At 62.7% G+C, this 15519-nt stretch carries 13 protein-coding genes and 1 pseudogene; 3 read left to right on the top strand and 11 right to left on the bottom strand.

Annotated features, from left to right (window positions below):
- Positions 1-53: 53 nt before the first annotated feature.
- Complete coding sequence (locus ACVILI_RS11365) at positions 54-1040, top strand: aldo/keto reductase (protein ID WP_019856601.1); 987 nt, start codon at positions 54-56, stop codon at positions 1038-1040.
- A gap of 270 nt (positions 1041-1310) precedes the next feature.
- Here ACVILI_RS11365 and ACVILI_RS11360 read toward each other — a convergent pair whose 3' ends face one another.
- From ACVILI_RS11360 to ACVILI_RS11330, 7 genes are all read right to left on the bottom strand, one after another.
- Positions 1311-2300 (bottom strand): ABC transporter permease subunit, encoded by a 990-nt coding sequence (locus ACVILI_RS11360; protein WP_167626453.1) that lies wholly within the window; start codon positions 2298-2300, stop codon positions 1311-1313.
- Between the two features lie 14 nt (positions 2301-2314).
- Positions 2315-3400, bottom strand: coding sequence for an ATP-binding cassette domain-containing protein (locus tag ACVILI_RS11355; RefSeq protein WP_457102442.1), 1086 nt, complete (start codon positions 3398-3400; stop codon positions 2315-2317).
- A 468-nt stretch (positions 3401-3868) separates the two neighbouring features.
- Complete coding sequence (gene guaA, locus ACVILI_RS11350) at positions 3869-5431, bottom strand: glutamine-hydrolyzing GMP synthase (RefSeq protein ID WP_010914447.1); 1563 nt, start codon at positions 5429-5431, stop codon at positions 3869-3871.
- Between the two features lie 55 nt (positions 5432-5486).
- Positions 5487-6152, bottom strand: coding sequence for a 5'-methylthioadenosine/S-adenosylhomocysteine nucleosidase (locus ACVILI_RS11345; protein WP_038644938.1), 666 nt, complete (start codon positions 6150-6152; stop codon positions 5487-5489).
- The gene (locus ACVILI_RS11340; protein WP_023686843.1) at positions 6152-6610 is read right to left on the bottom strand and encodes a PaaI family thioesterase; all 459 of its coding nucleotides are present in this window, start codon (positions 6608-6610) and stop codon (positions 6152-6154) included. The genes ACVILI_RS11345 and ACVILI_RS11340 overlap by 1 nt, the downstream gene beginning before the upstream one ends.
- A gap of 96 nt (positions 6611-6706) precedes the next feature.
- Positions 6707-7159 (bottom strand): TspO/MBR family protein, encoded by a 453-nt coding sequence (locus ACVILI_RS11335; RefSeq protein WP_038644933.1) that lies wholly within the window; start codon positions 7157-7159, stop codon positions 6707-6709.
- Positions 7160-7234: 75 nt separating this feature from the next.
- Complete coding sequence (locus ACVILI_RS11330; protein ID WP_019859999.1) at positions 7235-8524, bottom strand: RsmB/NOP family class I SAM-dependent RNA methyltransferase; 1290 nt, start codon at positions 8522-8524, stop codon at positions 7235-7237.
- A 301-nt stretch (positions 8525-8825) separates the two neighbouring features.
- On the opposite strand from ACVILI_RS11330, the gene ACVILI_RS11325 reads away from it, so the two are divergent.
- Positions 8826-9503: an MIP family channel protein gene (locus ACVILI_RS11325; protein WP_019860000.1), complete on the top strand. Its 678-nt coding sequence runs from the start codon at positions 8826-8828 to the stop codon at positions 9501-9503.
- Between the two features lie 72 nt (positions 9504-9575).
- On the opposite strand, the gene katG is transcribed toward ACVILI_RS11325, so the two are convergent.
- A complete protein-coding gene (gene katG, locus ACVILI_RS11320) occupies positions 9576-11774 on the bottom strand; it encodes a catalase/peroxidase HPI (RefSeq protein WP_038644931.1) in 2199 nt (732 codons plus the stop codon).
- A gap of 150 nt (positions 11775-11924) precedes the next feature.
- Between katG and ACVILI_RS11315 the strand changes: the two genes are divergently transcribed.
- The gene (locus ACVILI_RS11315; protein ID WP_019860002.1) at positions 11925-12833 is read left to right on the top strand and encodes a hydrogen peroxide-inducible genes activator; all 909 of its coding nucleotides are present in this window, start codon (positions 11925-11927) and stop codon (positions 12831-12833) included.
- A gap of 18 nt (positions 12834-12851) precedes the next feature.
- On the opposite strand, the gene ACVILI_RS11310 is transcribed toward ACVILI_RS11315, so the two are convergent.
- The 3 genes and pseudogenes from ACVILI_RS11310 to ACVILI_RS11300 form a co-directional block, all read right to left on the bottom strand.
- On the bottom strand, positions 12852-13604 hold the full coding sequence (locus tag ACVILI_RS11310; RefSeq protein ID WP_202380031.1) for an amino acid ABC transporter ATP-binding protein: 753 nt from the start codon (positions 13602-13604) through the stop codon (positions 12852-12854).
- Between the two features lie 50 nt (positions 13605-13654).
- A pseudogene (locus ACVILI_RS11305) lies at positions 13655-14597 on the bottom strand (amino acid ABC transporter permease).
- Between the two features lie 56 nt (positions 14598-14653).
- Positions 14654-15511, bottom strand: coding sequence for an ABC transporter substrate-binding protein (locus ACVILI_RS11300; protein ID WP_038644927.1), 858 nt, complete (start codon positions 15509-15511; stop codon positions 14654-14656).
- Positions 15512-15519: the final 8 nt, after the last annotated feature.

The raw sequence follows: 15519 nt of genomic DNA, 5'->3' as shown, positions 1-15519 counted from the left end.
ATCAGAATCGCAGAGCCGGAATTGCCGGCGAAGCCGCAGTCAGGAACAGCAAGATGCAATCACGGAAATTCGGCCGCACCGGCAGATCAGTCAGCGAGATCGGCTTTGGCGCCTGGGCGATCGGCGCCGCCTGGGGCGAGGTCAATGACGACGATGCGGTCGCCGCCTTGCACGCGGCACTCGACGCCGGCGTCACCTTCCTCGACACCGCCGATGTCTATGGCGATGGCCGCTCGGAGAAGCTGATCGCCAGGGTGATGAAGGAGCGCGGCGGCGAGCGGCCGTTCATCGCCACCAAGGCCGGACGGCGGCTGCCGAAGCAGACCGTCGAAGGCTACAGCCTGGAAAACCTGACCGGCTGGATCGACCGCAGCCTGAAATATTTGGAGACCGACACGCTCGACCTGGTGCAGTTGCACTGCCCGCCGACCGACCTCTATTACCACCCGGAAGTGTTCGAGCGCCTCGACCGGCTCGTCGAGCAAGGCAAGATTCGCAATTACGGCGTCAGCGTCGAGCGTGTCGAGGAGGCCCTGAAGGCGATCCAGTATCCCAGCGTCGTCAGCGTGCAGATCATCTTCAACGCCTTCCGCCAGCGCCCGGCGGAACTTTTCTTCGCCGAGGCGAAGAAGAACGATGTGGCTGTTATCGCCCGCGTGCCGCTGGCCAGCGGTCTGCTGTCGGGCAAGTTCAAGGCCGACAGCAAATTCGAGCCCACCGACCATCGCCTGTTCAACCGCAACGGCGAAGCCTTCGATGTCGGCGAGACGTTTTCGGGCGTGCCCTATGAGGTTGGGCTCGCGGCGGTCGAGAAGATCCGGCCGCTGGTTTCGGGCGACGCGACGATGGCGAAATTCGCGCTGCGCTGGATCCTGATGTTCGACGCGGTGAGCGTGGTCATTCCCGGCGCCCGCAATCCGGCGCAGGCGCGTTCCAATGCCGAAGCGGCGGTGCTTGCGCCATTGTCCGATGATCTTATGGGCAAGGTGAAGGCCATATACGACCAGGACATCAGACCCTACGTGCACCAGCGCTGGTGATCGTCGACGCCATCGAGCCGGCCGCCCTTCCATCAGCCTCCGACGCCTCCCGTCACAATTCGCGAGAAGCCACCGCTACCTGATTTGACCGTCACGGCAGTCGGTCGGCGCGCCGGCGGGCGGCTCGGCGAAACCGATAGATGCCCGGAGTTATGACCGGAGCGGGATGGTCGGGCCGAGCGTAGCGCCTTGACCGAACGCATCTATTGCGTTCGGTGCCGGTATGGCCTCGCGTGATTGCGAGATAGCGATGGCATTGAGCGCAGTTTGCTACTTTATTATGCCGATCTTCCTGCGATCGATGGTCACGAAGACGGCACAAACCAGAACGGTCCCCTTGACGATATTCTGGAGGTACGGATCGACGCCGGCCATATTCATTCCATTCGACAGAAGCGTGATTATCAGAACGCCCAGCATGGTACCGACAACACTGCCGACACCTCCGGTCAACGGTGTTCCGCCGACCACCACCGCGGCTATGACGTCCAGCTCCAGCCCCTCCCCGAGTTGAGCGGTGGCGGCCATGGCGCGCGCGCCTTGCAGCAGGCCGGCAATGCCGCACAGGGCACCGAGAAGCACATACATATAGATTTTCACGCGTGCGACCTGAATGCCCGTTAAAATGGCGACGCGTTCCCCACCGCCTATGGCGCGAACCTCGCGCCCGAACACAGTCCTGTTGATAATGCCATACGCGACAACCATCAGCACCAGGCCAATGATCACGGAATGCGGAATGCCCAAAGTCCGGTTGGTATAGACATTCAGGAATTGCTCGTCCTCGATCGAGACAGGAGCACCGCGTGTGAAAAGCAGCACGATGCCACGATAGACCACCATCGCGCCCATGGTTGCGATGAAGGACGGCACCTTGCCTTTGGCCAGGAGAACGCCATTGACCAGTCCGGCAGCAGCACCGACAGCAATGGCGGGAATGATCGCCGCGGCGCCGAGGCTGTCAGCTGTCAACGCGGTTGCCAATGCCGCGAGCGCAACAATTGAACCGACCGAAAGATCGATTGAACCGGCCATGATAACGAAGGTCATGCCGAGCGCAGCAACTAGCAGCACCGTGCCCTGCTGAAGCACAATGAGAAAGTTGCTGAAGGTCAGGAAGCGTGGCGAGGCTATCGAGAAGGTCACAATGAGCAAGACAAGCATGGCAAGGGGAAAGCCGCGTTTGACGAATTCGAACCGGCTGGCATTGACGCCAGGTTCCCCGGTTGCGTTCGGTGTTTTGGTGGCGATCGAGGTCACGTTCGTTTCCATGGTCAGGCCATATGTCCAATGATGTCATGCTCGGTGGCATCGGCTGCCGTCTCGATGCGATGCGTAATTTGTCCTTGCCTGAGCACCAGCAAGCGGTCCGACATACCGATCAGTTCGGGCATGTCTTCTGATGACAGGATCACGGCGAGGCCCTGCGCCGCCTTCTGCCTTACGATGCGATAGATTTCCGTGCGGGCGCCGATATCGACCCCTCGCGTAGGATTGTTGAGCAGGAGCAGACGCGGCTGAACAGCCAGGCACTTGCCGATCACCACCTTTTGCAAATTGCCTCCCGAGAGTGACCGACAGGACGAATCGACGCTTTGTGTCTTGATGCCGATCTGGGCAATGAGGTCACCCGCGATGGCAGTGGCAGCGGCGCGATCGAAGAACGGCCCATAATGCGGCGGGCGGGCCATCACCAGATTGTCGAGGATACTGAAGTCGGCGATCAGGCCTTCATTGTGCCGGTCACCCGGCAGATAGGCGACGCCCTGTACCCAGGCAGAAGTCGGGCTTGACGGCGCATATGAACTACCCGCAAGCGTCATCGAGCCACCACGCAAGGGCAAGTCGCCGCAAATGGCTGCGAACAGCGCTTCGGCGCCAGCGCCCTTCAATCCGGCAAGGCCGAGGATTTCGCCGGCACGCACATTCAGGCTGACGCCGCCGAGTTCGCGCCCGACGGCGACCTCGCAGGCTTCGAAGACAACAGGCTTGCTTGGATCTCCCGGCGGCCGCGGCGGATAGATGCTTCTCGCGAGCTCGCGCCCCACCATGCGGCGATGAATTTCATTGGGCTCGATCTCGGTCGTCCGATATGTTCCGACATATTGGCCGTCTTTCAGGATCGTCAATTCATCCGCGACGGCAAGCACCTCGTCGAGATGATGAGAAACGAAGGCTACGGTCATCCCCTGCCCCTTGAGTTCGCTGATGACGCGAAGGACAGCCTGAACCTCTCGATGATCGAGATAGGCGGTGGATTCGTCGAGAAGGAGGATTTTCGGATTTGTAGACAGCGCTCGGGCGATCTCGATGCATTTCAGCTCGCCGAGATTGAGGCGGCCTGTGTCGGCTTCCGGCAACTCATACCTATTGGCTTTGCTTAACCTAGGGGCATCTCAAAATGGCCTGCCCTCCACTTGCTGTAGCGAATTTTTCTACCTCGACGAGAGCAGACTGAGCCGAGGGACCCTGGCCGAGGAACATGCTAAAGCATCGTTAGCGAGAAAACGTCACGCGAAAGGCATTTTCCATATATATTTCAAAGCGTTGACCTATAGAAAAGTACCGTCAGGAGCGGAAACCGGCGACGGTACTTTTTCTCGGACATCAAGCAGCACATGAAAAGTACCGTCAGAAGTACCGTCAAATTGATCTAGTAGCCTTCACTTTCAGCGCAATCCTGGTTCGCACTAGCCATAAAAATCAGCGGCTTAGGTAGTCGATGACTTCAATTGACAACATAGGTCCGATGGTGAATGAAATGAGCCGCAAAACATTGTTTTTTCTGCGAAAAACTACGTCGCAGTACTCCAAACTGCGCTAAACCCCTACTCCCACTCGATCGTACCAGGCGGCTTCGACGTCACGTCGTAGACGACGCGGTTGATGCCGCGGACCTCGTTGATGATGCGGGTGGCGGCGGCGCCCAGGAAGGCCATGTCGTAGTGGTAGAAGTCCGCCGTCATGCCGTCGACCGAGGTGACGGCGCGCAGCGCGCAGACGAATTCGTAGGTGCGGCCATCGCCCATCACACCGACGGTCTGCACCGGCAAGAGCACGGCGAAGGCCTGCCAGATGGCGTCGTAGAGCCCGGCCTTGCGGATCTCGTCGAGATAGATGGCGTCGGCCTCGCGCAGGATCTCCAGCTTCTCGCGGGTGATGCCGCCCGGGCAGCGTATGGCAAGGCCAGGACCTGGGAACGGATGGCGGCCGATGAAGCTTTCGGGCAGGCCGAGCTCCTTGCCCAGCGCCCGCACCTCGTCCTTGAACAGTTCGCGCAGCGGCTCGACCAGTTGCATGTTCATGCGCTCAGGCAGGCCGCCGACATTGTGGTGCGACTTGATGGTCACCGACGGGCCGCCGGTGAAGGAGACGCTCTCGATGACGTCGGGATAGAGTGTGCCCTGTGCCAGGAAGTCGGCGCCGCCGAGCTTTTTGGCCTCTTCCTCGAACACTTCGATGAACAGCCGGCCGATGGTCTTGCGCTTCTTCTCGGGGTCAACCTCGCCTTCCAGCGCCGAGATGAATTTTTCCGAGGCATCGACCAGGATCAGCGGCAGATTGTAATGCTGACGGAACATCGCCACCACGCCCGCCGCCTCATCCTTGCGCATCAGGCCATGGTCGACGAGGATGCAGGTGAGCTGGTCGCCGACCGCCTCGTGGATCAGCAGCGCCGCGACGGAGGAATCCACACCGCCCGACAGCGCGCAGATGACCTTGCCCTTGCCGACCTGCTTGCGGATCGCCTCGACCGCGTGTTCGCGATAGGCGCGCATCGTCCAGTCGCCCTCGATGCCGGCGATGTTGTGGACGAAGTTCCGGAGCAGCCTGGCGCCGTCGGGCGTGTGCACCACCTCGGGGTGGAACATGATGCCGTACATCTTGCGCTCGACATTGCCAAAAATGGCGAAAGGCGAGCTTTCCGACTTGCCGAAAACCTGAAAACCCGGCGGCAAGGCAATGACGCGATCGCCATGGCTCATCCACACCTGGTGGCGCTGGCCGGTCGCCCACAGCCCCTCGAACAGTGGGCTGTCCTTCTCGATCTCGACGAAAGCGCGTCCGAACTCGCGATGGTTGGAGCTTTCGGCGACACCGCCCATCTGCACGCACATGGCCATCTGGCCGTAGCAGATGCCAAGCACCGGCACGCCGGCATCGAAGACGATCTGCGGCGCGCGCGGGCTGCCGATATCCGATGTCGAAGCCGGGCCGCCCGACAGGATGACGGCTTTGGGATTGATGCGCTTGAACGCGGCTTCGGCCGATTGGAACGGCACGATCTCGGAAAACACGCCGGCCTCACGGATGCGGCGGGCGATGAGCTGCGTAAACTGGCTGCCGAAATCGACAATCAGGACGGTGTCGGGATGATTGGCTGTTTTCATGGCGAGCGTTTAGAGAAAGAAATGAGTCGACGCAATGGGTTGCGTAGCCTGACTTTCAGACTGGTCTGGCCTGGTCGTTGGACGGAGCCGTCCGCAGCAGACCCGAGCCGATCGCCTGTTCGAGGCGCATGACGGCGTCGGCCAGCCTTTCGTCGATGACATGAAGATATTCGGTCCAGTCGCCGACATGCCTGAGATCGGCAGCGCCGTCAGAAATACCGCGCAGCCCGATCAGGGGCACATCGAACAGCTGGCAGGCGCGCAGGCAGGCGAAGGTCTCCATGTCGACCATGTCGGCCGCGATTGCGTCATAGGCAGCGCCGGTGATGATGGCGCCGCCGGTCGACAGTGTGGCTTGTCTGATTTCAGGAATACGAAACGGCAGCGGCACGGTGACCGGCAGATCGAGGAACGGCGTCGCACCTTTCTCGAAACCCAAAGCCGAGGCATCGATGTCGCGATAGCTGACCGAGACGGCCTGATAGATTTCCGTCTGTTCCAGCGTCCGGCTGCCGGCTGAGCCGAGCGAGACGACAAGGTCCGGCAACGCCTTCTGCGACTTCAGCCAGGACAGTTCCGCACCCAGCCGGACGGCTGCCTCGACCGGACCGACGCCCGTCATCAGCGGTGTGAACAGTTTTTGCAGATGCGAACCATATTCGGCCTGCGCCGCCATGACGAAGAGGACGTCCTTGCCGCCAATTCGCGTAACGTTGGCCATCACCCAGCAATCCCGTCACGCCCAACCACCGTCATCATCGTTCCGGTCATGGTGGCGATGAGCTTGGCCTCGCCATCGGCGGCGAAGGCGTAGGCCTGGCCGTCGGCGACGATGATGGTGCGGCCGGGCTTGGTCACCGAGCCGCGGAACAGGAAACGTTCGCCCCTGCCCGGCGCCAGTAGGTTGACCTTGAATTCGATGGTCAGCACGCCGGAATTCTCAGGCATCAGCGAAAAAGCCGCGTAGCCGCAGGCCGAGTCCAGCGCCGTCGAGATGACGCCGGCATGGAGGAAGCCGTGCTGCTGGGTCAGTGCCGCCGAATAGGGCATCTCGATCTCGATGATGCCGGGCGTCACCAGCGTCAGTTCGGCGCCGATCGTCGCCATCGCCTGCTGGCGCGCGAAAGACGCCCTGACGCGATCCTCATAGTCCGGGGCCGGTACGATCTTTGCTGCCATCGCAATTGCCTTCAGTTTTGCCGGGAAAGCTTATCGCAGAGGCACGCGCGGCAGGCAAATGCTTTTGCTGCACTGCAACAAAACGATCTGAAGCAGCTAGTTCAACCCCAGAAGCGAAGCATTGAGCACGGTGGCGAAGGCCACCCATGCCGCGTAAGGCGCGAACAACCAGCCGGAAAGCCTGTCACGGTTCCAGACGCTGGCGATGAACAAGACGATGCTGGCGAGGAGACAGACGATGACGACCAAGGCAGGTCCCATCATTTTTGCGCCGAAGAAGGTTGGCGACCATGCGAAATTCAAGATGAGCTGGACGCCCCAGACCTTCAATGCCGCTCCCGTCGGCTCTCGTCTCCATGTCCGCCAGCCGGCTATCGCGATCAGCACATAGAGCAGTGTCCAAGCGGGCCCAAATACCCAGTTGGGCGGATTGAAGGGCGGTTTGACCAGCGATGCATACCAGGCGCCCGGCAATGTGGCATAGCCGATCAGCAGGCCTCCACCGAGCACCATGACAAGGAAAAGCAGCAGCGACAGATATTTCTTCAAGAATCCCACCCCAGTGGCGGCACGGCGCCGCGCAACTGCAACTGGGGCACGATCGCTACCTGTCAACGGCAGCGTTCAACTCACGTTGCGCATGGCGCAGAAGTAAAACCCGTCCGTGCCGCTCAGCGCCGGGGACAGCGATATATCCCCGCCAGCGCCGATCCGCGTTGCGGCCTCGTGGCCCGGAAAATAGCGATCCCACAACGCGCGGTGGTCCACCGGAACAAAACGGCTGTTGCGCTCGCGGAACGCGGCGATCTGCTCGCCATTCTCCTCGGAGAATACCGAGCAGGTGATGTAGACCAGCAGGCCGCCGGGTTTGACATAGGCTCGTGCGGCATCGAGGATCGCCGACTGCTCGCCCTTGCGGGCATCGAGCTGCCTTTGCGTCAGCCGCCATTTGGCATCGGGACGGCGCCGCCAGGTGCCGCTGCCGGTGCAAGGCGCGTCGACCAGCACGATGTCCATGTGATTGGAGAGCGGAGCGAGTTCGGCCGGCTTGGTGACGACCTGCACGTTGCGGTTTTCCGAGCGGCGGATGCGATCGAAGATTGGCGCAAGGCGCGCCTTTTCGGCATCATGGGCAAAGATCTGGCCGCGATTGTCCATCGCAGCTGACAGCGCCAATGTCTTGCCGCCGGCGCCGGCACAGAAGTCGAGCACCTGCATGCCGGCCTCGGCGCCGGCAAGTGTTGCCGCTATTTGCGAGCCCTCGTCCTGGACCTCGAACCAGCCTTTCTGGAAGGCGGGCTCGACCTGCACGTTCGGGTGCCTGCCGTCGCCGTCGATGGGCGGAATGCGGATGCCGAGCGGCGCGATCCGCGTGGCCTGCGCCCCTGTATCGGCCAGTTCCTTGAGCACCCTGGCGCGATCGGCCTGCAACGTGTTGACCCTTATGTCGAGCGGCGGGCGGGTCGCCAGCGCCGCGCCCTCCCCGACCCATGCCTCGCCAAAAGCCCGTTCGAAAAGCGGTTCACACCAATCTGGTATGTCGGCACGCACCGCGGGCGGCGCGTCGGCAAGCCGGCGACCGGCAATCGTCTGCAGCTCGGTGGCGCTGAGCAGCGGCGGCGCGAACTTGTCACCATCGAGTGCGTCGTTGAGCGACTGCGCTGTCTGGCCCCATTCGAGCAGCAATGCGCCGAAGCCGACGGCGCGCGGCGTGTCCTCGCCGAGCAGCCAGCCGGCGGAACGTTTGTGGCGCAGCGCGTCGTAGACGATGTTGCCGATCGCCGCGCGATCACCACCACCGGCGAAGCGGTGTGACAGGCCCCAATCCTTCAGCGCATCGGCCACCGGCCGGTGCCGCCGGCCGATGTCCTCCAGCACTTCAATGGCCGCAGCCAGCCGTCCGCCCAGTCGCATTGATCATTCCATCAAATCAAGATTTATCGCCTGCTCTTAGAGCCTTTCGCGTCCGGATTGAACCCCGCTGCGTCACGCGACGAAGAGGTCGCCTGAAATCTTCTGATCGATAAATATCGCGGGCCGGCAACAGCAGATCGACCAATAGATGCAAGGTCTCTAATGTTCGCAACTGGCGACTGCAAGCACGGCCTGTGGCGCAACCGCTCTGCTTTCCAAGTTTTTCCGTTGGGAATACTCTTCACGCTATGATTCGCGGCGCGGAAAACGCGAACCGGCGGATCGCTACGAGGAGAGGGCAATGAAAACTTATCTGGCGGAAGTTCTAGGCACATTTCTGTTGGTGTTCATCGGCACGGCGTCGGTGGTGACGGGCGGCTTCGGCGGCGCGCTACCGCTCGGTCAGGAAGGCATCGGTCTGGCATTCGGCATCGGCCTCATCGCCGCGGCCTATGCGATCGGCCCGATTTCGGGCGCGCATCTCAATCCGGCGGTGACGCTCGGCGTCTTCCTCGCCGGCCGGCTGCCGGCCAAGGACGTCATCCCCTACTGGATCGCGCAGATCATCGGCGCCATTCTGGCTTCGCTGGCACTGTGGATCATCGTCTCGGGCAAGGCCAGCGAACCCATCACCAACTTTGGCGCCAATGGCTGGGATGTGGCCAAATGGGGCATGAGCTCGGCGTTCCTGTGGGAGCTGATCGGCACCTTCACCTTCGTCACGGTGATCCTCGGCGTTACCGCTGAAAAGCACTCGACGGCATTTGCCGGTCTGGTCATCGGCCTGACGCTGGCGGGCATTCACTTCGCCATGATCCCGGTCACCGGCACCTCGGTCAATCCGGCCCGCTCCATCGGCCCGGCGCTGTTCACCGGCGGTGCAGCGCTCAGCCAGCTCTGGCTGTTCATCGTCGCCCCGCTGATCGGCGGCGCCATCGCTGGTGTCGTCGCCAAGGCACGCATCTTCGAGAAGGATTGATCTCGAGAGCCTGAATGCAAAAGGCGCGGGCCACGGCCCGCGCCTTTTTTGTTGGATAGAGCCTTGTCTGGATCAGCCGGCGATGTCGAAACGGTCGGCGTTCATCACCTTGGTCCAGGCCACGACGAAGTCCTTCGCGAACTTCGCCTTGGCGTCCGCCGTCGCATAGACTTCGGCCAGCGCGCGCAGTTGCGAGTGCGAACCGAAGATCAGGTCGGCACGGGTGCCGGTCCACTTGACTTCACCGGTCTTGCGGTCGCGGCCTTCGAACACGTCCTTGGCGTCCGATGTCGCCTTCCACTCGGTGCCCATGTCGAGCAGGTTGACGAAGAAGTCGTTGCTCAGCGTTTCCGGCTGTTTGGTGAACGCGCCATGCTTCGACTGCCCGGCATTGGCGCCGAGAACACGCAGGCCGCCGACGAGGACCGTCATTTCCGGAGCCGTCAGCGTCAGCAGCTGCGCCCGGTCGACCAGCGCTTCCTCGACGGTGAGCCGCTGCTTGCCGCTGACATAGTTGCGGAAGCCGTCAACAGTCGGCTCCAGCGGCGCGAAGGAGTGGATGTCGGTCTGCTCCTGCGAGGCGTCCATGCGGCCCGGCCAGAAGGGAACGTCGACGCTGTGGCCGGCGGCCTTCGCGGCCTTCTCGATCGCGGCGTTGCCGCCGAGAACGATCAGGTCGGCAAGCGAGACTTTCTTGCTGCCGGTCTGTGCGGCGTTGAAGTCCTTGGCGATCGTCTGGAGCTTGTCGAGCACCTTGGCGAGCTCGGCCGGCTGGTTGACGGCCCAGTCCTTCTGCGGGCTGAGGCGGATGCGCGCGCCATTGGCGCCGCCGCGCTTGTCCGAACCACGGAAGGTCGAGGCCGACGCCCACGCCGTCGAGACCAGCTGCGACACCGACAGGCCCGAAGCCAGTATCTTGGCCTTGAGCGCTTCGGCATCCTGCTCGTCGATCAGCACATGATCGACCACCGGGATGACGTCCTGCCAGGGCAGCTCTTCCTTCGGAACCAACGGGCCGAGATAACGGGCGACCGGGCCCATGTCGCGGTGGGTCAGCTTGTACCAGGCGCGGGCGAAGGCGTCGGCGAACTGATCCGGATTCTCGTGGAAGCGCTTCGAGATCGTTGCGTAGGAGGGATCGAAACGCAGCGCGAGGTCGGTGGTCAGCATGGAGGGTGCGTGGCGCTTGGCCGAATTGTGTGCGTCCGGCACCGTGCCGGCGCCGGCACCGCCCTTCGGCGTCCACTGATGCGCGCCCGCCGGGCTTTTGGTCAGCTCCCAGTCGAAGCCGAACAGATTGTCGAAGAAGTTGTTGCTCCATTTGGTCGGCGTCGTCGTCCAGATGACTTCCAGACCGCTGCCGATGGCGTCACCGCCCTTGCCGGTGCCGAATTTGCTCGCCCAGCCAAGGCCTTGCTGCTCGATATCGGCGCCTTCCGGCTCGACACCCACCAGGCTCGCATCGCCCGCACCATGGGTCTTGCCGAACGTATGGCCACCGGCGATGAGGGCTACGGTTTCCTCGTCGTTCATCGCCATGCGCGCGAATGTATCCCTGATATCGCGCGCCGCGGCCAGCGGATCCGGATTGCCGTTCGGCCCTTCCGGGTTGACGTAGATCAGCCCCATCTGCACGGCGCCGAGCGGGTTCTGCAGGTCACGGTCGCCGCTGTAGCGCTCGTCGGCCAGCCATTTGCCTTCGGGACCCCAGTAAACGTCCTGCTCGGGCTCCCAGACGTCGGCGCGGCCGCCGGCAAAGCCAAAGGTCTTGAAGCCCATCGATTCCAGCGCGACGTTGCCGGTGAGGATCAGAAGGTCGGCCCAGGAGATCTTGCGGCCATATTTCTGCTTGATCGGCCACAAGAGCCGGCGGGCCTTGTCGAGGTTGACGTTGTCCGGCCAGCTGTTGAGCGGCGCGAAACGCTGCTGGCCAGCCCCGGCGCCGCCGCGACCGTCGGCGATGCGGTAGGTGCCTGCGCTGTGCCAGGCCATGCGGATGAACAGCGGGCCGTAATGGCCAAAGTCGGCCGGCCACCATTCCTGCGAATCCGTCATCAGCGCATGCAGGTCCTTGATGACAGCATCAAGGTCGAGGCTTTTGAATTCCTCGGCATAATCGAACGCCTCGCCCATCGGATCAGACAGGGATGACTGCTGATGCAGGATCTGGACGTTCAGCTGGTTCGGCCACCAGTCGCGGTTGGTCCTGCCAACGGCTCCGTGCGCAACTGGGCATTTGCCCGCGCTTTTTTCATCGGTGTTCGCGTCCATCTTGAGTCTCCGATTTTTGCCGAGTTTTGATCTTTGCCAGGATTTTGGGTGCGGGCTGGTCGGCCGCACCATCTTGGAATGATTCCAGACTAGGCCGCATTGGCGATAAAAACAAATTGCCTTTCCTGTTCATTTCGATAGGATTTTCTTATGATCGGATTGACAGTTCGCCAGATGCATTATTTCGACGCGCTGGCGCAGACGCTGCATTTCGGACGCGCGGCAAAACTCGCCGGTGTCAGCCAGCCGGCGCTGTCCTCGCAGATCGCGGAGATGGAGCAGAGGCTGAACTGCCGGCTGTTCGAACGCGGCGGCAAGTCGGTGCGCATGACCGACGAAGCGATCGCGCTTTTGCCGCGCATCGAACGCATCCTGGCCGACATACGCGATGTCGAAACGACGGCAAGGCGCGGCCGCACCGCCATGGAGGGACGCTTCCGGCTGGGCATCATCCCGACGGTCGCGCCCTATCTCCTGCCGCGCGCTTTGCCCGAACTGAAAAAGCATTTTCCGGCCCTGCTGCTCGAATTGCGCGAGGCGGTCACCGCCACGCTGGTCGATGACATCGCATCGCGCAAGCTCGACGCCTTTATCGCAGCGCTTCCACTCGATCATCCGGGCCTGATCACCGAGGCGCTGTTTTCGGACCGGTTCTTCCTTGCCGTCCCGGCTGGCGACCCGGCCTTCGCCTCACCGCCGGTTCCGCCCGAAAGCCCGGCGCTGGAAAGGCTCATGCTGCTGGAAGAGGGCCATTGCCTGCGCGAACAGGCGCTCGCGGTCTGCGGCAATGTGCGGCCGGTGGCGATGGCCAGCTACGGCGCCACCAGCCTGACCACGCTGTTGCAAATGGTGGCGCACGGGCTCGGCGTCACGCTGATTCCCGAAATGGCGACCGGCCCCGCCGGCACCATCCCCGACCTCAAGATCGTGCCGTTCCAGGAACCGATGCCGCAGCGCATGATCTGCCTCGCCTGGCGGCGCAACAATGCAAGACATGGCGAATGCGTCGAACTCGCCAAGATCATCCGCAGCCTCGGCGCGGCGGTGTTGGCCGCGTGAGAAACGATCAACCGGACGTCACAGAACGCGGGACAGAAACTCGCGGGTGCGCGGCGATTGCGGGTTGGCGATCATCTCGCGCGGCGCGCCACGTTCGACGATCACACCACCATCCATGAAGACGAGCTGATCGCCGATCTCGCGGGCAAAGCCGATCTCGTGGGTGACGACGACCATCGTCATGCCGCTCTCGGCCAGATCGCGCATCACCTGCAGCACCTCGCCGACCAGTTCCGGGTCGAGTGCCGATGTCGGCTCGTCGAACAGCAGCACCTTCGGCTTCATCGCCATGGCGCGCGCAATCGCCACACGCTGCTGCTGGCCGCCGGACAGTTCGCGCGGATAGCGGTCGACCTTGTCGGCAAGGCCGACGCGCCTTAGCAGGACTTCCGCCTCGGCCTTGGCCTGGTCGACCGCGATGCGCCGCACCTGCGTCGGCGCCTCGATCAGGTTCTCCATCACCGTCATATGCGAGAACAGATTGAACGACTGGAACAGCATGCCGATCTCGGCCCGGCGCTGGCACAGGAGATCGTCCTTGACCTCGTAGAGCCTGTCGCCCTGGAGGTCGTAGCCGACGAACTGGCTGTCCACCAACAGGATGCCGCCGCTGAGTTTTTCCAGATGGTTGATGCAGCGCAGGAACGTGCTCTTGCCAGATCCCGACGGGCCGATGATGCAGGCCACCGAGCCCTCGGGCACGTCGAAGTCGACACCCTTGAGGACCTCGAGCGAGCCATAGGTTTTGCGCACGCCCCGCGCGAACACCATGGAATCGGCAGGCACGCCGAAGCGAGCGCGATTATCGGACTTCACATCGCTCATCGGGCAATGCCGCGCAGGCTGACCAGATTGCGCAAGGCGCGCATCGTCAGAGGTTCACGGCGCGTGTCGCTGCGGCCGAAATGGCGCTCCAGGAAATGCTGCCCCACCGACAGGATGCTGACCACGGCGAGGGTACCAGAAGGCGACCACGATCAAGAGCGGGATCGTCTCGAAGGTGCGGGCATAGATGCTTTGCGCAGTGTAGAACAGATCGTCGACCGCAATGAAGGTCACCAGCGAGGTCATCTTCAGGAGATTGATCGCCTCGTTGCCGGTCGGCGGCAGCACGAAGCGCATGGCTTGCGGCAGGGTGATGCGCTTCAGGATCATCCTGTAGGGCATGCCGAGCGCGCTCGCGGCTTCCGCCTGGCCCGTCGGCACCGACTTGATGCCGGCGCGGATGATCTCGGCCATATAGCCGGCCTCGCACAGCGAAAGCGCCACGACGGCGGAGAAGAACGGGGTCATGAAATCATTGGTGCGCACGGAAAACAGCGTGCCCAGGAAAGGCAGAGTGAGCGAGATTTCTCGCACCAGCAGCGACAGGTTGAACCAGAAGATCAGCTGGATCAGCGCCGGGACACCCCGGAAGAACCAGACATAGACGCCCGCGAAGGCGCGCAGCACCGGACTTGGCGACACCCGCATGATGGCGATGACGGTGCCGACCACTATCGCCAGCGCCATGATGATGACGGTGAGCACCAGCGTGTTGCCAAGGCCGCGCATGATCGAGGGATGGAACAGGTAGCCGGCGGCCGTGCCCCAGGCGAAGGCCGGGTTGCTGGCGAAAGCGCGGATAATCAGGAAGGCCAGCAGCAAGGCGAACGCCGTGCCGACCCAGATGCCATAGCGGCGCTGCGGCACGACGGTCAGTCGTGACACGGCGGCGGCAACGCCGGGCTCGACGCCGATCTCGGTCGGGTGGGCCACGCCCATCAATGGTCTCCTGGTTGCTGGCCGGCGCCTGACCAGGATCAGGCGCCGGGTAATTCCTATTCGGCGCGAAGCGCGTCCATGGTGCCGACGAAATAGGGTTCCTTGATCGCGTAGGCGCCCATGCCGTATCTGTCGAGGATAGCCTTGTAGGTGCCGTTCTTGAACAGTTCGGCTAGTGCTGCCACCATCATGTCGGCGGTCTCCTTGTCGTCCTTGGCAATCGCCATGCCGAGCGGCGCGACGTCGTAAAGCGTCGGCAGCACCACCAGCTGGCCCTTGCTCGTCACCTCGAAATAGCTCGAAGCGGTCGCATCGTCCATGCGAGCGTCGACGCGATCCGACAGCACGGCCTGGACGATATCGGTCGAGGAGTTGAAGACCGACTTCTCGATGGCCGCCTGGCCCTTGTCCGTGCATTCCTTGCTCAGCTTGTCGACCAGGAAGTCCGAGGCGCTGCCGGCCGAAACGCCGATGCGCTTGCCGCAAAGCGGGGTGTCGCCGCTGAAGCTCGCCTTCTTGTCGGGCGATGTCGAGACGGCGAGGCCGGCCTTGAGGAACATGACGAAATCGACCTGCTTCAGCCGCTCCGGCGTCGCCGAGAACGTCTCCCAGGCGATCTTGAAACGGCCGGCCGCAAGGCCTGGGATCATCGAGGGAAAGGGCGTGCGCTGCACGTCGAGCTTGGCGTCGACGAGCTTGGCCACCTCGCCGGCCAGCTCGATGATGATGCCGGTCTGCTTGCCGTCGGCATCGAGATATTCGAACGGAGCATAGTCCAGCGTGTTGGCGACGGCGAGCGTTCCGCTCTGCTTGACCTCGGTGGATTTCGCAACCTCGGCGGCCCGGGAAACCCCGCCCCAGGCCACGGTGGATATCGCCAGCGCAAGGCCGGTCATTCGCAGATATGCATTCATTGCTGTTC

It is taken from the genome of Mesorhizobium sp. USDA 4775, assembly GCF_054062655.1.
The sequence above is the reverse complement of the archived record's forward strand: the minus strand, read 5'-3'. Positions and strand labels throughout refer to the sequence as shown.